The 19,743-nt window shown below is 70.4% G+C and carries 20 protein-coding genes; 7 read left to right on the forward strand and 13 right to left on the reverse strand.

The features are described from left to right. The coding region (locus R6V09_RS21160; protein ID WP_317882990.1) for a M48 family metalloprotease at positions 1 to 517 on the reverse strand (517 nt) is incomplete at its 3' end. A gap of 47 nt (positions 518 to 564) precedes the next feature. Then, a complete protein-coding gene (locus R6V09_RS21165) occupies positions 565 to 936 on the reverse strand; it encodes a BlaI/MecI/CopY family transcriptional regulator (protein WP_317882991.1) in 372 nt (123 codons plus the stop codon). Positions 937 to 1,175: 239 nt separating this feature from the next. Between R6V09_RS21165 and R6V09_RS21170 the strand changes: the two genes are divergently transcribed. The 3 genes from R6V09_RS21170 (at position 1,176) to R6V09_RS21180 (ending at position 3,635) form a co-directional block, all read left to right on the forward strand. Then, entirely contained in the window at positions 1,176 to 2,240 is a 1,065-nt protein-coding gene (locus R6V09_RS21170; protein ID WP_317882992.1) for a sodium-dependent transporter, read from the forward strand. A gap of 111 nt (positions 2,241 to 2,351) precedes the next feature. Beyond that, positions 2,352 to 3,062, forward strand: a complete 711-nt coding sequence (locus R6V09_RS21175) for a dienelactone hydrolase family protein (protein ID WP_317882993.1) — start codon at positions 2,352 to 2,354, stop codon at positions 3,060 to 3,062. A gap of 114 nt (positions 3,063 to 3,176) precedes the next feature. Further along, positions 3,177 to 3,635, forward strand: a complete 459-nt coding sequence (locus R6V09_RS21180; RefSeq protein ID WP_317882994.1) for a pyridoxamine 5'-phosphate oxidase family protein — start codon at positions 3,177 to 3,179, stop codon at positions 3,633 to 3,635. Between the two features lie 13 nt (positions 3,636 to 3,648). Here the strand turns inward: R6V09_RS21180 and R6V09_RS21185 are convergent, their stop codons facing one another. The 9 genes from R6V09_RS21185 to R6V09_RS21225 all read right to left on the reverse strand — a co-directional run bounded on the left by R6V09_RS21185 (position 3,649) and on the right by R6V09_RS21225 (position 11,849). Beyond that, a complete protein-coding gene (locus R6V09_RS21185; protein WP_317882995.1) occupies positions 3,649 to 4,554 on the reverse strand; it encodes an aldo/keto reductase in 906 nt (301 codons plus the stop codon). A gap of 42 nt (positions 4,555 to 4,596) precedes the next feature. Then, positions 4,597 to 5,961: an RICIN domain-containing protein gene (locus tag R6V09_RS21190; protein ID WP_317882996.1), complete on the reverse strand. Its 1,365-nt coding sequence runs from the start codon at positions 5,959 to 5,961 to the stop codon at positions 4,597 to 4,599. 135 nt (positions 5,962 to 6,096) lie between these two features. Further along, complete coding sequence (locus R6V09_RS21195) at positions 6,097 to 7,152, reverse strand: NAD-dependent epimerase/dehydratase family protein (RefSeq protein WP_317882997.1); 1,056 nt, start codon at positions 7,150 to 7,152, stop codon at positions 6,097 to 6,099. An 84-nt stretch (positions 7,153 to 7,236) separates the two neighbouring features. Further along, complete coding sequence (locus tag R6V09_RS21200; RefSeq protein ID WP_317882998.1) at positions 7,237 to 7,869, reverse strand: SRPBCC family protein; 633 nt, start codon at positions 7,867 to 7,869, stop codon at positions 7,237 to 7,239. Continuing rightward, complete coding sequence (locus tag R6V09_RS21205; RefSeq protein WP_317882999.1) at positions 7,866 to 8,231, reverse strand: ArsR/SmtB family transcription factor; 366 nt, start codon at positions 8,229 to 8,231, stop codon at positions 7,866 to 7,868. Before R6V09_RS21205 ends, R6V09_RS21200 begins: the two co-directional genes overlap by 4 nt. Positions 8,232 to 8,288: 57 nt before the next feature. Then, positions 8,289 to 9,686 (reverse strand): aldehyde dehydrogenase family protein, encoded by a 1,398-nt coding sequence (locus tag R6V09_RS21210; protein WP_317883008.1) that lies wholly within the window; start codon positions 9,684 to 9,686, stop codon positions 8,289 to 8,291. A gap of 41 nt (positions 9,687 to 9,727) precedes the next feature. Continuing rightward, on the reverse strand, positions 9,728 to 10,924 hold the full coding sequence (locus tag R6V09_RS21215) for an RNA polymerase sigma factor (RefSeq protein ID WP_317883000.1): 1,197 nt from the start codon (positions 10,922 to 10,924) through the stop codon (positions 9,728 to 9,730). Then, the gene (locus R6V09_RS21220; RefSeq protein WP_200709633.1) at positions 10,924 to 11,280 is read right to left on the reverse strand and encodes a YciI family protein; all 357 of its coding nucleotides are present in this window, start codon (positions 11,278 to 11,280) and stop codon (positions 10,924 to 10,926) included. The genes R6V09_RS21215 and R6V09_RS21220 overlap by 1 nt, the downstream gene beginning before the upstream one ends. 92 nt (positions 11,281 to 11,372) lie before the next feature. Continuing rightward, entirely contained in the window at positions 11,373 to 11,849 is a 477-nt protein-coding gene (locus R6V09_RS21225; RefSeq protein ID WP_317883001.1) for a MarR family winged helix-turn-helix transcriptional regulator, read from the reverse strand. 111 nt (positions 11,850 to 11,960) lie between these two features. On the opposite strand from R6V09_RS21225, the gene R6V09_RS21230 reads away from it, so the two are divergent. From R6V09_RS21230 to R6V09_RS21245, 4 genes are all read left to right on the forward strand, one after another. Further along, on the forward strand, positions 11,961 to 13,043 hold the full coding sequence (locus R6V09_RS21230) for a substrate-binding domain-containing protein (RefSeq protein WP_317883002.1): 1,083 nt from the start codon (positions 11,961 to 11,963) through the stop codon (positions 13,041 to 13,043). A gap of 213 nt (positions 13,044 to 13,256) precedes the next feature. Then, entirely contained in the window at positions 13,257 to 14,954 is a 1,698-nt protein-coding gene (locus R6V09_RS21235) for a purine-cytosine permease family protein (protein ID WP_317883003.1), read from the forward strand. 91 nt (positions 14,955 to 15,045) lie between these two features. Further along, the gene (locus R6V09_RS21240) at positions 15,046 to 16,074 is read left to right on the forward strand and encodes an acyl-CoA dehydrogenase family protein (RefSeq protein WP_317883004.1); all 1,029 of its coding nucleotides are present in this window, start codon (positions 15,046 to 15,048) and stop codon (positions 16,072 to 16,074) included. A gap of 88 nt (positions 16,075 to 16,162) precedes the next feature. Next, positions 16,163 to 17,383 (forward strand): GNAT family N-acetyltransferase, encoded by a 1,221-nt coding sequence (locus tag R6V09_RS21245; RefSeq protein ID WP_317883005.1) that lies wholly within the window; start codon positions 16,163 to 16,165, stop codon positions 17,381 to 17,383. Between the two features lie 7 nt (positions 17,384 to 17,390). Here R6V09_RS21245 and R6V09_RS21250 read toward each other — a convergent pair whose 3' ends face one another. Both R6V09_RS21250 and R6V09_RS21255 read right to left on the reverse strand, forming a co-directional pair. Then, on the reverse strand, positions 17,391 to 18,533 hold the full coding sequence (locus R6V09_RS21250) for an LLM class flavin-dependent oxidoreductase (RefSeq protein ID WP_317883006.1): 1,143 nt from the start codon (positions 18,531 to 18,533) through the stop codon (positions 17,391 to 17,393). 35 nt (positions 18,534 to 18,568) lie between these two features. Then, a complete protein-coding gene (locus R6V09_RS21255) occupies positions 18,569 to 19,741 on the reverse strand; it encodes an SfnB family sulfur acquisition oxidoreductase (RefSeq protein WP_317883007.1) in 1,173 nt (390 codons plus the stop codon). Positions 19,742 to 19,743 lie beyond the last annotated feature (2 nt).

A 19,743-nucleotide genomic window follows, 5' to 3' on the forward strand; every position in this document is an offset into this window, starting at 1 on the left:
TGTGCGCCCGCTCGTGCGCGAACAGCGCCTCGCGCTCGGCGGCGTCGAGGCTGCGCAGCATTCCGGTGGTGACGACGATGCGGTGCGGTCTCCCGGGCAGGGCATACGCGTCCGGGTGCGGGGAGTCGACCACGCACAGGTCACCCGCGACGGGCCCGCGTCCGGCCTGCGTGCGGGCGACGCGGAAGGCACGGGACTGGTACAGCGCCCACCGGGTCAGCGCCCAGGCGCACCCGACGAGCGCACCGGCGGACAGCAAGGCCGCCGGCGGGACGAGACCGCCGTAGGAGGTGCGCAGCGGGTGGACCAGTTCGCCGAGTGACGCGAACAACGGCAGTCGGAGCAGACCGGTCAGGACGAACGCGCCGAGCGCGGTGAGGGTGCAGCCGGCCGCGATCACGGCGGAGCCGGTGAGCAGCCACAGCGCGGCGACCGGCGTGAGCCGCTCCAGGGCGCGCCGGGCCGGTGACCGTAGCGCGAACGGCAGCGCGAGCGGGAGGAGCAGGAGGGCGATCATCGCTCACCGAATCCCATCACTCACCGGATTCCGCGCTTCGCCCCGCTTCACTGTTCGCCGGATTCGAGGAGGTCGCGCAGGACGCGTTCGTCGTCGGGGCCGAGCTGGGCGACGAAGCGGGCGAGGACGGTCTCCCGGTCGCCGTCCCGGTCGAGTTCGGTGTGCATACGGCGGGCGGTGAGGCCCTGCGCGTCCTGGACCGGGAAGTAGGCGTAGCCGCGGCCCTGGCGCCTTCGGTCGACGACACCCTTGTCGTGCAGCCGGGTCAGGATCGTCGTCACCGTGGTGCGGGCCAGGCCCGTGCCGAGGCTCAGCTGCACCTCTCCGGGGGTCTGCGGGTCGCCGGCGGCCCAGAGGGCGGCCATGACGGTGGCCTCCAGCTCACCCGCCGGTCGGCGTTCGTCCTTCGCGTCGGCCATGGGAACGATCCTCACCCCGTCCTCGTCTACAGTCCAGTAGACCGTCTACAGAATTGTAGTCACTCGGGTGCCGTGTCGTCACCGCACCTGTGTGCCCATTCCCGTCTGCCCATTATGGAAGGGACCGTCGACGATGACCGCAGGGCTTCGGACAGTCATCCCCCAGCGCGTGTCGACGAACTTCCAGGCGATACCGGCGTTCCGTCTCCGCCCAGGCCCTACGACGGAAGAGCGCCACGATGTGTCCCCGACCCGCCGGGAATCCCTCCGCACCCCGCCCCCTCGCCCTGCTGCGCCGCCACCTCGGACGGGCCGTCGCCGTGACGTATGTCGCGGCGGCGGTGCTGCCGGGCCCCGGCCTGTGGCTCCGCTCCCCGCACGCCACGGGTATCGCCGAACTGCCCCTGCGCACCCCGCAGTTGCTCCTCGCCCTGGTCCTGTTCGGCGCCGGTCTCCAGGTGCCGCTGCGTGAGCTGCGGTTGCTGGTACGGCACCCCGTCGCGCTGCTCGCCGGCCTCGCGCTGCACATCCTGGTGCCGCTGCTGATCGTCCCGGGGGTGGCTCTCGCGCTGCGCCTGTCCCCGGACCACGACGGCGGCAGCGGCATGATCGCCGCGATGATCCTGGTCGTGGCCATGCCGGTGGCCGCCGGGGCGACGGTGTGGACCGCGAAGGGGGACGGCGACCAGCCCACGGCCGTCGGCCTGGTGCTCGCCTCCACCCTGGTCAGTCCGCTGACCGTCCCGCTCACCCTGGCCGTGCTGTGTCCGCTGCTCCAGGGGGACTACGCGAGCAGACTCGCCGTGGCCGCGCAGTCGGCCGGGAACGCCTTCGCCCTCACCTCCGTGGTGCTGCCCTGTGCGGCGGGCGTCCTGTGCCGGCTCGCGCTGCCCCCGCGCGCGCTGGACGTGCTTCTCCGCACGGCCGTGCCCGCCGCCCTGCCGGGTTCGCTGCTGCTGACGTACGTCAACGCGAGCGGTGTGCTCGGGCCTTTCCTGCTCCATCCGCGCCCGGTCCTCCTGCTGGCCGCGCTCGGCGTCGCCGCGACGGTGTGCGGGCTGTCCTTCACGCTCGGGCGGGTGGCCTCGTGGGCGCTGCGCCTCGACGCCCGGTCCGGTGCCTCGGTGACGCTGGCCTGCGGGATGAACAACAGCAGCGCGAGCGCGGTGCTCATCACGACGACCCTGCCCGACCGCCCGCACATCCTGCTGCCGGTGCTGGCGTACGGGCTGCTGCAGAAGGTGGCCGCGGGGCGGGTGGTGCGCATGGGTCGGGAACCGGAGGTGGGAACCACGTCCGGATGACGGACGGAAGGGCCAAAGCAGTGTCCGGTCCCGGCCGTGGCAGGCTTGCGAATGTGTCGAGCCCGCCCCGGCACTCCCCCATCGAGCACCGCCGTACAGGAGTTGAGCGCCATGTCCTCCGAGCTGCCGAAGTCGACCGGAGCCCCGGCCCGTCAGAACGTCACCTTTCCCAGTGCCGGGGGCACCGCCCACGGCTATCTCGCGCTGCCGCCGTCCGGGAGCGGGCCGGGCGTGATCGTCATCCAGGAGTGGTGGGGCCTGACCGACCACATCGCCGACGTGGCCGACCGGCTCGCCCAGGAGGGCTTCGTCGCGTTCGCCCCCGACCTGTACGGCGGGAACGTGGCGCACGAGAGCGACGAGGCGCTGCGGATGATGCGGGCCCTCCCGGTCGCCCGCGGTGTCGAACTGCTCTCCGGCGCGGTCGACCACCTGCTGTCCCTGCCCGAGGTCACCTCGGACACGGTCGGCGCGGTCGGCTTCTGCATGGGCGGCGGCTTCGTCCTGTACCTGGCCGCGGCCGACCCGCGGGTCAGCGCGGCGGTGCCGTTCTACGGCGTGATCCAGGGCGAGCTGCCCGACTTCACCGGGCTGAAGGCCCAAATCCTCGGCCACTACGGCGAGTTGGACGAGAGCATCCCCGCGAAGAGCCTCGACGCCCTGCGCGAGACCGTCGAGCGGCAGTCCGGCATCACCGCGGACCTGCGCCTCTACCCGGCGAACCACGCCTTCTTCAACGACGGCCGCCCGGTCTACGACGCCGACTCCGCGACCCGCGCCTGGGCGAGCACGGTGCCCTTCCTGCACGCACAACTGGGCTGACGCCACAGCGCCTTGCCCACACGCCCCGCTGGGCTGACGCCACGGCGCCTCGGTCCGAGGTCCTACGACCCCGGCCCGAGGCGCCGCGCGGGCGCCGCCGGTAGCGTCCCGGGCATGAAGATCACCGTGCCGCCCCGCGGCCCCGAGGAGCGCAGGCGTGACGTACTGGCGCGGCTGGAGCGGGAGTTGGACATCTGGGTGGCCTCGGCGGACGCCGACGGGCTGCCCTGTCTGGTCCCGCTGTGGTTCCTCTGGGACGGGCAGGCCGTCTGGCTGTGCACCCGGCCCACCAACCCCACGGGCCGCAATCTGAGTGACGGTCGGCGGACCCGGCTCGCCTTCGCGGACACCCGGGACGTCGTGCTCATCGACGGCGAGGCCACGGCCTTCGCCGCCGAGGACGTCCCGGCCGCCGCTGCCGACGCCTTCCACGCGAAGTACGGCTGGGATCCCCGAGCGGAGCGCGCGCCCTACTCCTTCTTCCGGGTACGGCCACTGGCCGTCCAGGCGTGGCACGAGGTGCCCGAGCTGCCCCAGCGCCATCTGATGCGGGACGGCACCTGGGTGGCCTGAGCCCCGCCCTCGCTCAACCCGCCTTGCTGTGCAGCTCGTTGAGCCGGGTCAACTCGTCCTCGGTCAGCCGGATCGCCCCCGTCGCCACGTTCTCGGTGAGGTGGTCGGGGTTGCCCGTGCCGGGGATGGCGAGGACGTGCGGACCCTGGGCCAGGGTCCAGGCCAGGCGGATCTGGGCGGGGCTGGTGTCGTGGGCCTCCGCGACGGCCAGGACCTCGTCGTCGTGGGCGGTGGTCGCGCTCCTCGCCCCGCCGGCGCCCGCGATGGCGAAGAACGGCACGAACGCGATGCCCTGTTCGCCGCAGATCCGCAGCATGTCGTCGGTCTCGGCTTTGTACGAGTCGAGCGCGAACCGGTTCTGCACGCTCACCACCGGGGCGATCTCCTGCGCCTCGGCGAGGTGCCGGGGCTCGACGTCGGAGAGCGCGAGGTGCCGGACCAGGCCCTCCTCCTGAAGTTCGGCGAGCGCGCCGAAGTGCTCGGCGATCGAGTCCTGCCCCATCCGGCGCAGATAGACCACGTCGAGCTGGTCGCGCCCGAGCTGGCGCAGGTTCTCCTCGACGTGACCGCGCAGGTCGTCGGGGCGTGCCGCACTGCCCCACTCCCCCGAGTAGGTGCGGAAGGGGCCGACCTTCGTGGCGATCACGAGGTCGTCGGGGTAGGGGGCGAGCGCGGTGTTGATGAGTTCGTTGGCCGACCGCAGCGTCGAGAAGTAGAAGGCGGCCGTGTCGATGTGGTTCACACCGAGCTCAACTGCCTTGCGCAGCACGGCGATCGACTGGTCGCGGTCGCTCGGCGTGCCGAGGTTGAAGGCGGCACTGCCCGTCAGCCGCATCGCGCCGAAGCCGATGCGGTTGACGGTCAGGTCGCCGAGTTTCCAGGTGCCCGCGGCTGCGGCGGTGATCTTCGCTGAGGTCATCAGCGGAGTTTCGCACATACGCGCGGCGCGGCCACCCGCGCTTTACGGATACGTGTAGGTGTTCAGGCTGTTGACGGCGGAGGCCGGGTCGCCGAGGTCGTAGCGGTCCACGGCGAGGAAGTTGGGCTTCTTGCGGGCGGCCGGCTGGCAGAACCGCTGGGCCCGGTCGAGAACCTTGGTGTTGTCGGTCTGCGCCGTCCCCGCGATGGTGGCGTCACGGAAGTGGTTCATGACGAACAGCGGGCGGAACCCCGAATACGTCTGGGTGAGCGGGACGTTGAGGTCGCTGCCGTACCAGCGGCTGTAGCAGGACCAGTCGGAGGAGCTCGCGCCGGAGCCCATGGACCAGTAGTTCTCGACGGTCCACTCGCGCTGGTACATCACGCCGAAGCTGTCCCGGGTCAGTCCGGCGGACTCGTCGGAGGCACGGCTGTGGTCGGTGAAGATCAGCAGGCGGTGGTTGGCCGCGATCAGGTCGGCCATCTTCGGCCAGCCGTTCTGCTTCACGCCGGTCTGGTCGGGGCGGTACAGCACGTCGTACAGGCCGTTCACGCGGGCGAGTTCACTGCGCAGGACGCCCGGGTCGACGTAGTCCTCCAGGAAGACCGTGACGAACTGGTCGGGGTGCGCCTTGAGGAAGTCCACCATGCGCTGGAGGTCGACGTTCAGGGCGACCGGACTGCTGACCAGGGTGCAGCTGTCGTGGCAGAGGATGGCGCCGTCGGAGGTCTGGTGGATGTCCAGCATGAACCCCCGTACGCCGTCGGAGAGTTGCTGGTTGATGCCGCGGGACTGGTTCGGGAAGAAGTTCACGAAGGGCGGGGCGAAGCCGCCGTCGACTCCGTTGGCGTAGGCGTTGTGCGCGGTGAGGAACGTGACCTGGTCGAGGGTGCGTTGGTCCTGGGCGGGGATCGGCTTGGTGGGTGAGGTGATCGGGGTCAGGTACCAGGAGGCGAGGCCGCCGGAGGAGCCGATGGCCAGCTGGGCCGGGTAGTTGGCGCCGGAGGGCCTGGCGGCCACGGTCAAGTAGCTTGCCGTGCCCGGCACTTGGAGGGTGTACTGGTCACCGCCGGTCGCCGTGATCTGCCAGGCCGCGTCGGCGCTCGTGCAGGCGACGGTTTTCGCCTGGGCGCCCGAGCGGCCGAGGCAGCTGCCGGCCGTGTCGGTGCTCTCCAGGACGTACGAGGATCCGCTCGCCTTGAGGTTCCACTGCTGGTGGTCCTCGTTGCCCTTGGGGTTGTGCTGCTCCACCGCTCCCCCCTTGTCGGCCGCGTTGAGCCCGGTGGTGGCGCTCTGGACGTAGTAGGTGCCGGGGGCCGGGACCGCGTCGGCGGCGCCGGCCGGTGGGGCGACGAGGGTGGCGGCCAGCGCTGCGGTGATGGCCAGCAGGGCGTGGGGGGTTCGCATGGGTGCCCTTCGGTTGAGTGTGGTCAGGCTCATGACACCGGAAAGGTGATCGGGCCACACCCAAGCGCCTCTGGTCTGAACCAGTCAAGAGGGGTGAACGGTCGGTGGGGTGAACGGCGAAGGACGGGGCACCGGTCAGCTCGATTCCCTCAACTGCCGCCACGCCAGGTAGTGATCGACAAGCGTTTCCTCCAACGGCCGGTAGTGGATGCCCAGTTCCTCCACTCCGCGCCGGTTGTCGACCGTGAACCTGATCCCGAGGTGCTTGCGGATGTAGTCCTGGGTGAGCCCGAACGCGGGACCCAGGATGCGCACCGGCCAGTGCGGGAGGCCGTGCCCGGGCAGCCGGTAGTTGTGCGGGAAGCGCTGCCGCAGGGCTCGTGACATGTCGAGGAAGGACGCCATCCGGGTCTCGGCGACGATGTAACGGCCGTGCGCCTCGGGGCGTTCGGCCGCCGCGATGTGCGCGCTCGCGACATCCCGCACATCGGCGACGGTGAAGCTGAAGTCGGGTGCCCCGTAGAAGAAGTACCCCTTGAAGAGTTCTTCGAGGAGGAACAGGCTGCCGGAGTCGGAGGCCGGGGTCAGTGAAGGCCCCAGGATCAGACCGGGGTTGACGGAGACCATGCGCCAGCGGTCCTGCGCGTGAGCCGCGTCCCAGGCGGCGCGTTCGGCGACCGTCTTGGCGTAGTGGTACGGGTTGTTCTCGACCGTGCTGGTGGTGTTGACGTAGTCCTCGGAGAGGATCTCGTCCTTCATCGCCCGGACGTCGGCGTAGTCCCCGAAGATCGCGCCGACCGTCGAGGTGAACACCAACTTCTCGACGGTGGGCGTGCGTTCGATGCCGGCGAGGACGTTCCGCGTGCCGGTGAGCGCGGGTTCGACGACGTCCTTCCGACCGTCCTTGATCTTCTCCGGCATCAGGAACGGCGAGGCCACATGGAACACGACCCGGCAGCCGTCCATCGCCGCGTCGAAGGAGCCCTCCGCCAGCAGATCGGCCTCGAACAGCTCCAGGGCGCCCGGGAATTGGTCCTGCATGGCCCGCAGCGGCGCGACTTTCGCCTCGTTGCCGAGGGACCGCACAGTGGTGTGCACCCGGTAGTCGCGCTCCAGCAGTTGCCGGACCAGATGGCTGCCGACGAATCCGCTGCCGCCGGTCACCAACACCGTCTCGCCGCCGACACTCATCCCTGGCTCCGATCACGCGTGACTTCCCGCGCGCACGCTACAACGGTGATCGGTCCCGGGTCAGCTCTTCGGCCGCTGTGACTCTCAACTCCCGGTCCCCGTATAGGCGGCCGTGGTCCGGTCTGCGGACGCGCGGGCCACCGACTCGTCCTCTCCGCTCGCCACGTTGGCCGCGAACCACGCCTCGCTGCTCAACGTGACGAAGCGGCGGCCCTCCTCGGACGCCAGCCAGGCCATGGCGTCCTCGGGCTTCACGGAACCGGCGCCCGACAGATTGCCGTCGAGCCCCAGGAGGATCGAGTCCCAGCCGACGCCCACCGCGCCGGGCCCGAACTCGGCCCACTTCGTGTCGTCGACATGGGCGATGTGCTCCAGCTCGAAGCGCGTTCCGTCGCCCTCGGGCGTCAACCGCAGCTCGATCCAGCTGACTTCGCCGCCGAACTCCCAGGTCGCGAAGAAGCTGTTGGGCGGGTCGCAGCGCTCGACGGTCCCGCCCGCGTTGCCCTGCAACTGATACTTTCCGCCCAGCCGCAGCTCGCCGGTGACCGGCAGGAACCAGCGTGGGATGCGCTCGGGGTTGGTGCAGGCGTCCCACACGTCCTCGGGCGGTGAGTCGTAGGACTGGCCGATGGTGATCACACGGGCCTCGCCCGCCTGGAAGTCGCGGCGGCCGACGCGGCGGCTCACGGAGTTGATCTGGTGGGTCACGTCGATCACGGGGTGCTCCTCGGGGTGTCGTCGTCGGCCTCGCGGAGCCGGCGCTCACGCTTTCCCCGGGCCAACTCGGTTGCCAGGGCGTCCAGATGCGGGGTCCAGAAGCGACGGAACTGATCGAGCCAGGCGTCGATGTCCCGCAGCGGCTCGGAGTCGACCGCGTAGAGGCGCCGGGTGCCGTCCGGCCGTACCGTCGCGAAACCGTTCTCCCGCAGCACCTTCAGATGCTGGGAGACCGCGGGCTGCGTTATCCCGAACTCCCGCCGGACTACGTCACTGACCGTGCCGGCGGGCTGCTCGCCCTCGGCGAGCAGCTCCAGGATGCGGCGGCGCACGGGGTCTCCGAGCACATCGAAAGCGTGCATGCGCCAAAAATATCACCGGTCGCTTATATAAGCGACCGGTGATAGAAGAACCGCCGGTCAGACGAGCGGCTTCTCCAGCAGCGCCTTGCGGTGGCTGAACGTCTCGATGGAGTAGCGGCCGTGGTAGTTGCCCATGCCGCTCTCACCCACGCCGCCGAACGGCAGGTCGGAGACGGTGAGATGGGCGAGCGGGAGGCCGTAGCCGACGGCGCCGGAGGAGGTCTCGGCGGCGATCCGGGCGCGGGTGTCGTCCGAGTCCGTGAAGACGTACAGGGCAAGGGGCTTGTCGCGATCGGTGATGAACGCGATCGCCGCGTCGAGGTCGGGGACGGTGACGATCGGCAGGATCGGGCCGAAGATCTCCTCCGCCATGACGGGCGCCTTCGGGTCCACGTCGGCGAGCACGGTCGGCGCGATGTACTTGTCGCCGCGGTCGCTGCGCCCGCCGACGACGACCCGGCCGGAGTCGAGCAGCCCGGCGAGCCGGTCGAAGTGGCGTTCGTTGACGATCCGGCCGTACTCGCCGGAAGTCTGCGGGTCCGCGCCGTAGACCTTCTCGACGGCGCTCACCAGCAGGGGTTCGAGCGCGGCGGCGGTCTCCGGGTCGGTGAGCACATAGTCGGGGGCCACACAGGTCTGGCCTGCGTTGAGGAACTTGCCGCGCGCCAACCGGTCGGCGACGACGGCGAGATCGGCGTCTCGGTCGACGAACGCCGGTGATTTGCCGCCGAGTTCGAGGGCCACCGGGGTCAAGTGCTCGGCGGCGGCGCGCAGGACGATGCGGCCGACGGCGCCGTTGCCGGTGTAGAAGATGTGGTCGAAGTGCTCGGCGAGCAGGGCCGTGGTCTCCGGGATGCCGCCCTCCACGACGGCGACCGCGTCGGTGTCCAGGTAGGCGGGCAGCAGCCGGGCGATGGCGGCGGAGGTGGCCGGGGCCATCTCACTGGGCTTGACGACCACCGCGTTGCCCGAGGCCAGCGCGCCGACGACCGGGGTCAGCAGCAGCTGCACCGGGTAGTTCCAGGGGGCGATCACAAGGACGACGCCGAGCGGGTCGTACTGCGTCCAGGCGGTCGCGTCCGTGCCGAGGTGGGCCGGTACGGGGGCGGACTCGGGGCGCAGCCACTCGTCGAGGTGGTCGAGGGTGTGGTCGATCTCGCGGATCGTGAAGCCGATCTCGGTGCGCTGGGCCTCGGCGGCGCTCTTGCCGAGGTCGGCGTGGAGGGCGGCGGCGAGGTCGTCGCCGTGCTCCGTGAGCAGGTCGCGCAGGCGGTGGAGCTGCGCGGTGCGCCACTCGACGGGTTTGGTGCGGCCGGTGCGGAAGGTGGCGCGCAGGCGGGCCACGATGTCGGCGGGCTGCTCGGGGCTGGACTGGTTCACGGTGCCTCGCTGATGGTGCGTGGATGGGTGGTCTCGACAGTCAGGTGTATATAGCAACCTTTCATGCCCCACCATAAATTCCGGTGCGGAGAAGGTCACTCTCCGCAGCGAGACTTTCACATGCGTACGAGTTCCTCGCGTCGGCGTTCCAGGTAGCCGCGCTCCGCCGCGCTCTCCGTGCGGGCGACGGCCGCCTCGTACGCCCGCACGGCCTCGGTGTCGCGGCCCAGGCGGCGCAGCAGATCGGCGCGTACGGCGTGGAGGACGTGATAGTCGTCGAGGTCCAGCGCGTCCACGAGGTCGAGGGCCTTGCGCGGGCCGTCCACCTCGGCGACGGCGACGGCCCGGTTGAGGGCGACGACCGGGCTCGGCGCGACGGCCATGAGCTGGTCGTACAGCCGCAGAATCTGACCCCAGTCCGTCGCGTCCGCGGTCGAGGCGTCGCTGTGCACGGCGTTGATCGCGGCCTGGATCTGGTAGGGCCCGGGGTTGTTCAGGCGCAGGCACCGCCGGACGAGTGACTGTCCGTCGGCGATCAGCTCGTCGTCCCACCGGTCGCGGTCCTGCTCGGGCAGCGGCACCAGCTCGCCGTTCGCGCCCTCCCGGGCGGCCCGGCGCGACTCGACGAGCAGCATCAGCGCGAGCAGGCCGGTGACCTCGGGCTCGTCCGGCATCAGCTCGGAAAGGAGGCAGCCGAGGCGCAGGGCTTCGGCGCACAGTTCGGGCGAGCCGGTGTAGCCCTCGTTGAAGATCAGGTAGACGACGGCCAGCACGCCCCCCAGCCGGTCGGGGAGGTCGGCGTCGCGGGGCACCCGGTACGGGATCCTCGCGTCGCGGATCTTGGCCTTGGCGCGGACCAGGCGCTGCGCCATCGTCGGTTCCGGCACCAGGAAGGCGCGGGCGATCCGGGCGGTGGTGAGCCCGCCGAGCAGCCGCAGGGTGAGCGCGACCTGTGCCTGGGTGGCGAGCGCGGGGTGGCAGCAGGTGAAGATCAGACGGAGCCGGTCGTCGCGCACGGGTCCCTCCTCGGCGGGCGCGTCGGACGCGTACAGCAGGGCGGCCTCGCCGTGCCGGGCCTCCCGGGAGGACTCGCGGCGCAGCCGGTCGATCGCGCGGTTGCGGGCGGTCGTGATGATCCACCCGGCCGGACTCGGCGGCACACCGGTCTCCGGCCATTTCTGTACGGCCGTGGTGAAGGCGTCCTGGACCGCTTCCTCGGCGAGGTCGATGTCGCCGAGGAAGCGGACCAGGACGGAGACCGCGCGCCCGTACTCGGTACGGAAGACGGCCTCGATGTCGGTGTCGAACGCCATCAGTCCTCGGACGTATTCATGAAGGGGCGCACCTCCACGGGCAGGGTGGTGGCCCAGGTCGCCCGCTTGCCCCACTCCAGGGCCGCGTCCAGGTCGGCCACCTTGATCAGGCAGAGGCCGCCCAGATACTCCTTGCCCTCGGCGTACGGGCCGTCGGTGATCAGCACGTCGCCGTCCTTGGGGCGCAGCACGGTGGCCGTCTCCGGCCCGTGCAGGCCGCCGGCGAAGACCCAGGCACCGGCGGCCTGGAGTTCGTCGTGGAAAACATCCAGCTTGCGGCGGATCTCCGCCATCTCCTCGGGCGAGGGCATCTGTCCGTCGGTCGGCGTGATCACACTGAGCAGGTAGTGCTGCATGGCGTCCTCCATGGCGCAGGGGGTTCTCGAAGTCCCTCGGGGGATCTCTCACCTCCTACACGAACGCCATGTTCCCGGATCGACACCGCGCCTCAGGAAACCGGCAGGATTTTCTCCGCGGGTTCGTCCCCGGTCCCCTCCGCAGGTTCTTGGTCGAGGGCCGCGGTGAGCCGCGCGAGCAGTCGTACGAGGTCGCCGTGGTCGTCGATCGCGTCGAGCAGCCGGGTCTGGTCGGTGAGGAGGCGGTGCGCGGCACGCTGGTGGAGGGTGCGGCCCCGGGCGGTGAGGTGGAGCAGGACGCGGCGGCGGTCGGCCCGGTCGGGGCGGCGGTAGACGAGGTTGTCGGCGACCATCCGGTCCACCAGCTTGGTCAGGCTCGGCGCGGGCATCAGGGCCTGGTCGGCGATCTCGGTCATCGGACGGCCCTTGCCGTCGGCGATGATCGACAGGACGCGCCACTGCTCCACCGAGCAGTCCTCCTCGGCCAGTACGACGGCCATGCGCAGGCCCATCCGCCGCTCGGCGTGACTCAGCAGGTGGGCGAGGCCCGGCGACGGTACGGACGACATTGCCGCTGTCCTTCCGGTAGGTCTACTGTGCGGTTCAGATTACGAGCCTCTGCGAGGGCGCCGGGGCCGGGACCGGTTATCCGTGCCCTCATGCCCTCACGGAGGTGTCTGGTGCATCCCCTGCCGCCCGGGCGGATCGGCGGCCCGGTCAAGACCCTGGTCGTGGCACTGGTCGTACCGCTGCGGGGTCCGGCGGGCGTCTTCGGCCCGTCCTGCGAACTGGCCGCACAACTCGCCGTGGAGGAACTCAACGCCACCGGCGGGGTGTTGGGCCGCGAGGTCCGGCTGATCGTGGTGGACGGCGGCGCCCCGGCGGAGCAAGTGGCCGCCGAGGTCGAGGTGTTGGTGTCGATGCGAGCCGTCGACGCGGTGGTCGGCTGGCACACCTCGGCGGTCCGCAAGGCGCTGGTGCCGCGCATCGCGGGCCGGGTGCCGTACGTCTACACCGCGCAGTACGAGGGCGGCGAGCGCACACCGGGCGTCTTCCTGACGGGCGAGACCGACGCGGCCCAACTCCTGCCCGCCATGCGCCTGTTGGCGGAGGAAACCGGCGCGAGGCGCTGGTGCACGGTGGGCAACGACTACGTGTGGCCGAGGGTGACCGCCCGGGCCGCGCGCCACTACGCCCGGGAGTGCGGCGGCCGGGTGCGCGACGAGGTGTTCGTGCCGCTGGGCACGTACGAGTTCGGCCCGGTGCTGCGCCGCGTCGAGCGGTGCGAGGCGGACGCCGTGCTGATGCTGCTGGTGGGGGACGACGCGGCGCGCTTCAACAGGGCGTTCGCCGCACACGGGTTGCACCAGCGGTGTCTGCGGCTGAGCACCCACATGGACGAGAACATCCTGCTGGCCACCGGCGCGGAGGCCACCGAAGGACTGTGGGCGGCGGCGGGCTACTTCGAGACCCTCGCCACCGCCGAAAGCCTTGATTTCAGCGGGCGTTACGCGGCCCGGTTCGGCGTCGAGGCACCCGTCGTGGGCAGTCTCGGCGAGTCGTGCTTCGAAGGTGTACGTCTGCTGGCGGCACTGGCCGAGCGGGCGCGGTCGCTCGATGTGGGCGCCATGTGCGCGGTGGGCGGCTCGGTTTCGTACGAGGGCCCGAGAGGCGTACTGCGCCTGCACGGCAATCACCTCCGCCAACGGCTGTATCTGGCGCGGGCGGACGCCTTCGACTTCGACATCGTCGCCCAACTCTGACCTTCCCCACCTGCCGGGATCGAGAGTACCTTCCCGCAGGAATAGTTTCCACAGGAAGTGTCGATTAAATCTACGCGCGTCGCCAAAAGAATTTTGAAAGCTCTCTCATTTAAAGCGGGTGAAACGGCCGGGAAACAATTCGGCGTGACTCTTCCGTCCAACTCCCCCGGGCCGTCCGGGAGATGACCCACACCCGTGGAAGAGGGAAGTGTCGTGACGGAGATCGTCGACAAAGAGGCGCCGGCAACGGCTGCCGGACGGACCTACAACGACTGGGCGCAGAACGACACGCTGGAGGACTACTCGCTGCGCTACGCGCCGAAGTCCTTCCGGCGCTGGACGCCGTACGTGGTGGCCACCACCGCTCTCGGCGGCATCGCGTACCTCGCCGACTTCGCCATCGGCGGCTCGATCGCGATCTCGAACGGCTTCTCCAGCGCCATGGTGGCGATCCTGGCGGCGGCGGTGACGATCTTCCTCACCGGCATCCCGATCTCGTACTACTCGGCCAAGTACTCCATCGACATGGACCTGTTGACCCGGGGTGCCGGCTTCGGCTACCTCGGCTCGACCCTCACGTCGGTCATCTACGCCAGCTTCACCTTCATCTTCTTCGCCCTCGAAGGCTCGATCATGGCGCAGGCCCTGGACCTGGGCCTGCACATCCCGCTCGCCGTCGGCTACTTGATCTGCTCGCTGATCATCCTGCCGCTGGTGATCTACGGCATGACCGCGCTCTCCAAGATGCAGGTGTGGACGCAGCCGGTGTGGCTGGTGCTGATGGTCGCGCCGTTCGTGTCCATCGCGATCCAAGAGCCGGGCAAGTTCTCGCAGTTCACGCACTTCGCGGGCAACTCCCCCACCGGGTCGAGCATCAGCATGCTCGGGGTCGGCGCGGGCGCCGGTGTGGCGCTGTCGCTGATCGCGCAGATCGGTGAGCAGGTCGACTACCTGCGCTTCATGCCCGACAAGACCCCCGAGAACGCCAAGAAGTGGTGGGGCGCGGTCCTCTCCGCCGGCCCGGGCTGGGTGGTCCTCGGCGCGGCCAAGCAGATGGGCGGCGCCTTCCTCGCCTTCTACATCGCCGGCAGTGTGGGTCTGGCCAAGGCCAACGAGCCCATCCAGCAGTACGTGTCCGGCTTCAAGACCTTCGCCGCTCCGGTCGCCCTGGGTCTGGCCACGTTCTTCGTGATCCTGTCCCAGGTGAAGATCAACTCGACGAACGCGTACTCCGGTTCACTGTCCTGGTCGAACTTCTTCTCCCGTCTGACGCACCGTCACCCGGGCCGCGTGGTCTACATCTTCCTCAACGTCGGCATCGCGCTGGCCCTGATGGAGGGCGGTGTCTTCGGCTTCCTCAACACGGTCCTCGGCTTCTACTCCAACGTGGCGATCGCCTGGATCGGCGCGGTCGTCGCCGACCTGGTCATCAACAAGCCGCTCAAACTCAGCCCGTCCTACATCGAGTTCAAGCGCGCCCACCTGTACAACTTCAACCCGGTCGGCTTCGGCTCGATGCTCATCGCCTCGGCCGTCTCCATCGCCGCGTACTTCGAGGCGTTCGGCGACTACGGCAAGGCGTACTCCCCCTTCATCGCCCTGTTCCTGGCGATGGTCCTCTCGCCCCTGTTCGCGTACCTCACCAAGGGCAAGTACTACATCGCCCGCCTCGACGACCTGGAGGAGCCGCTGCTGGGCCCCGACGGTCTGCCCTCGGCCGTCGAGCTGACCTGCACGGTCTGCAAGACGGACTTCGAGCGCCCCGACGTGGCGAACTGCCCCTTCCACTCGGGCGCGATCTGCTCCCTGTGCTGCAGCCTGGAGAAGGACTGCCACGACTCCTGCAAGACCGGCCCCGGCGCCACAGGACCGGTCGACCTCGCGATGCCCGCCGTACGCTCGGCGGACTGATCATCGCGTCCCCACCGCTCCGGCCCGCGTCCCACGACACGGGCCGGAGCGTCGTGCGTGACCGGCCCGGCCGATCGGGAGAATCACTCGCATGACCTCCCACGATCTCGTCACCCGCGCCCGACGACTGGCGGACGACCTCCTCACCCCGCACGCCGAACAGGTCGACCAGGAGGGCGTCCCGCCGTCCCACATCGAGGCGGTCAAACAGTCCGGTCTCCTGGGCGTGAGCGCCCCCGTGGCCTACGGCGGCTCGGCGGCACCCGGCGCGGTGGCGAGGGAGACGGCGGAGATCCTGGCCGGGGCGTGCTGCTCGACGTGGTTCGTGAAGACGCAGCACCACACGCCGGTCATGACGTTGGCGAAGAGCGAACTGCCGGTAAGGGAGAGCCTGTTGGGCCCGCTCTCGCGAGGCGAGCTGATGTCCGGGGTGGCGTACGCACATCTGCGGGCGTATCCCCGGGTCCCGGTACGGGTGTCGCGGGAGCGGGGCGGCCGACGGTTCGACGGGACGGTGCCCTGGTACACGGGGTGGGGTCTGAACGACGTGATGCTGCTCGCGGGGGTGACGGACGAGGACGAGGCGTTGTTCGCGTTCACGGAGGCGCGGGAGCAACCCGGCCTGCGCCCCTCGCCCCCGATGCGGCTGGCGGCGCTCACCGCGTCCCGGACTGTGTCGCTGGAGCTGGACGGCCTGTGGCTCCCCGAGGAGGCGGTGGCCCTGCGCACGCCGTACGCGCGGTGGGCGAAGACCGACCGCCCGAAGCCGACGAACGCGTCACCGGCGGTGTTCGGAGTCGCGGAGGCGGCGCTCGCGCTGCTGGACGAGGACACCGCCGACCCACTCCGCACCCGCCTCGACGAGGTACGCAAGCAGGCCTACGCCCTGGCCGAACACCCGGTACCGCACGAGTACTTGGCCGAACGGCTGGCCCTCAGGACACAGGCGTACGAGGTACTGATGACGGCCACGGCGGCAGCCGTGGTGGCCGGAGGCGGCAGATCCCTGGCAGTGACGAGCAGGGCCCAACGCCTCGCGCGCGAGGCCCTGTTCCTGTTGGTCCAGGGTCAGACGGCGGAGTCGAGAGCGGCCCATTTGAAGGCGCTGGCCGACTCGTAATTCGCTTGACCCGGTCACGGAGCGACGCTGCACTGTGGCGGGGCATCACGGGACGTGGTGCCAGTATCCCGGGGAGGCAGCGGCAGTGATGGAGATCCGTAACACGACCGACGAGGACCTCGACGTGTTCGTCGACACGCTCCATGCCGCGTTCGGGCTCTTCCCGGAAACCCCGGTCGAAGGCGGCGGTCTCTGGTGGTCGGCGCTCGAAATGGACCGCGGCCTGCTCGCCACGACGGCGGACGGACGGCCCGTCGGCACCGCCGCCGCGTACTCCTTCGAGCTCACCCTGCCCGGCGAGATCGTCGTCCCGGTCAGCGGAGTGACCGCCGTCGGCGTGCTGCCCTCGCACCGACGCCAGGGCGTGCTCAGCGCGATGATGCTCCGGCAGCTCACCGAGCTGCGGGCCCGCGGGGAGTCCCTCTCCGTGCTGCTGGCGTCCGAGGCCCTGATCTACCGCAGGTTCGGCTACGGACCGGCCACCTACACCCAGCGGCTGACGGTGCCGCGCCACCGGGCCGCCCTCGCCCTCCCCCGGGCGAGCGACACGGCCGACGGCCCGGCGACCGGCTCTGTCGAGTTGCTGCGCCGTGCCGAGTGCGGCGAGATCCTGGAAGAGATCTACGACCGCTACCGCCGCGCGCAGCCCGGCGCGCTGTCCCGGCCGCACCGCTGGTGGACCCTGGGCGCGGGGCAGCCCCCGATCTCTCCGAAGCCTCGCTACGTCGCCGTCCACCGTGACGCCGACGGGGTCCCGGACGGGTACGCCAGCTATACGCTCGGCGACTCCCAAATCCTGACCGTGGACGAGACCATCGCCACTGACGACGCCGCCTTCACGGCTCTGGCCCGGTTCGTGCTCGGCCACGACCTGGTCAGTCAGGTCGTGTTCAAACACGTCCCGCCCGGCCATCCGCTGCGCTGGCAGCTCACGGACTTCCGTGCCGGAGAGGTGAGCGGCGACACCGACTGGCTCTGGGTGCGGCTGCTGGACGTCCCGCGTGCGCTGACCGAGCGCGGCTGGTCCACGGACGGCGAGCTCGTCCTCGACGTCGACGACCCGTTCCTCGGCGAGCACGGCCGCTACCTGCTGACCGTCCGGGACGGCAAGGCCGACTGCGTCCCGACGGGCCGGGAGCCCGACCTGTCCCTGGACGTGAGCGACCTGGGCTCGGTCTATCTCGGCGGCACCGCCCCGAGCACACTCGTGCGAGCGGGACACATCCGGGCCCACCGGCCGGGTGCGCCCGCCCTCGCAGACGCTCTCTTCCGGGCCGACCGCTCCCCGCACTGTCTGCACTGGTTCTGACCACGGCTCAACCTGCGAACGGCACCTGTGCCTCAGCGGGCTGCTGCCCGCCGGCCGGGTGCCGCCACACCCCCTCCGCGGCCAATCGAGGCAGCACGCCCTCCCCGAACCAGTACGCCTCCTCCAGATGCGGATACCCGGACAGCACGAACTCCTCGATCCCCAGCGCCGCATACTCCTTGATCCGCTCGGCGACCTCCTCGTGGCTGCCGACCAACGCCGTTCCCGCCCCACCCCGGACCAGCCCGATCCCGGCCCACAGATTGGGGTGGATCTCCAGCCCGTCCCGGCTGCCCCCGTGCAGGGCCAGCATCCGCTGCTGTCCCTCGGACTCGCTCCGGGCAAGCCCGGCCTGTACGGACTTCACGGTCTCGGAGTCGAACCCTGCGAGCAGCCGGTTCGCCTCCGCCCAGGCCTCCGCCGACGTGTCACGCGTGATCACATGCAGCCGAATCCCGAACCGAAGCGTCCGCCCCTCCTTCGCCGCCAGCGCCCTGATCCACGCGATCTTCTCCGCGACCTGGGCCGGCGGCTCACCCCAAGTGAGGTACACGTCCACGTACTTGGCCGCGATCTCGCCCGCGATCGGCGAGGATCCCCCGAAGTACACCTCGGGCACCGGCTCCGGCAGCCGCGCCAGCTTCGCGTCCTCGACCCGCAGGTGCTCGCCGGCCAGATCGACGGTCTTGCCGTCCCACAACTCCCGTACGATCTCCAGGAATTCGCCGGTACGGCGGTAACGGTCGTCCTTGTCGAGAAAGTCCCCGTAGGCCCGCTGCTCGTGGCTCTCGCCGCCGGTGACGACGTTGAGCAACAATCGTCCGCCGGTCTGCCGTTGGAACGTGGACGCCATCTGCGCGGCGAGCGTCGGGGAGACGAAGCCGGGCCGGAAGGCGACCAGGAACTTCAGGCGTTCGGTGTGCTGGCTGACCATCGCGGTGGTCAGCCACGCGTCCTCGCACCAGGCGCCGGTGGGCGTGAGAGCGCCCACGAATCCCAGGTCCTCCGCCGCGCGGGCGATCTGGCTCAGATAGGCGACCGTCGGCGGCCGGTCCCGTCCGGAGGCGGTGGCGGGGGTGCCGTGGCCGCCGCCGACGACATGGCGGCTGTCTCCGTTGGTGGGGAGGAACCAGTGGAAGGTGAGGGACACGTGGGGTCTCCGATCCGGACTGTCCTGAGGGTGGGTTAGAGGAGGCCGTGGCGGGGTGGCCTGGTGCCGTTGAGCACATATCTGCCGATGTGCTGGATCTTCCAGCGCGCCGGGTCGTGCAGCGTGTGGGTGCGGGCGTCTCGCCAATGCCGGTGCAGGTTCAGCGAGTTGAGGGCCGAGCGGGTTCCGGACACCTCGAACAGGGCGCCCGCCACCTCCACGGCCGTCTGCGCCGCGTGCACCTTGGCCGCCGCCACCGCGATGGAGGCCTCCGCCGCCGAGTCGTCGGTCAGGTCGGCGCGCGCCGCGTCCACGGCCCGGGCCGCCTGGATCAGCAGGGCCTCGGATGCCTTCACCTGGATGGCGAGTTCACCGAACCGCTGGATCAGCAGCGGGTCCTCGGCGGCGGTCTCCACCCCGCTCTCGAACCACGGGCGGCTCTTCGTCCGTACGAACTCGGCCGCTTCGGCCAGCGCTCCGCCGGCGATTCCGGCGTCGATGGCGGCGTGCAGCAACTGGGCTACGGCGCCGTGGAGTTGGGGGCCGTCGAAGGTGAGGTGGTGGGGCAGGACCCGGTCCGCCGGGACGGAGACCGCCGCCAGGCGGACCGTGCCGCTGGCCGTCGTGCGCTGCCCCATTCCGTCCCAGTCGTCGACGACCGTGACGCCCTCGGCGTCGCTCGGGACGTAGGCGACGTGCAGGTTGTCGTTCTCGGTGCGGGCGAGGACGGGGATCCAGTCGGCGAAGAGGGCGCCGGTGGAGTAGTGCTTGACACCGGTCAGCTCGTACGAGCCGTCGGGCCGGGGTGTCAGCCGGGTGCGGATGTCCTGGACGTGTTTGGTGCCGGCCTCCGACTGGGCGTTGCCGAGGCGGCGGCCCGCAAGGAGTTCGGTGAAGAAGAACTTCCGCTGGTCCGGGGTGCCCTGACGGCGGATCACATTGACGTAGGCGAAGTGGCTCTGCGGAATCTGGGCGAGGCTGCCGTCGGCGGAGCCGAGCAGACGGAAGATCTCGGCGAGGGTCTGGGAGCTCACGTCGGCGCCGCCGTACTCCGCGGGCACGGTGACGGCGAGCAGTCCGGAGTCGGAGAGCCGGTCCAACTCGGCGCGCGGGAGCCTGCGTTCGGTGTCGCGGGCCGAGGCCCCGGCGCGGAACTCGTCGGCGAGCGCGGCGGCGAGGACGAGGGCCTCGGCATCGTCGGCGATCACGT

It is taken from the genome of Streptomyces sp. W16, assembly GCF_033194735.1.
GTDB lineage: Bacteria > Actinomycetota > Actinomycetes > Streptomycetales > Streptomycetaceae > Streptomyces.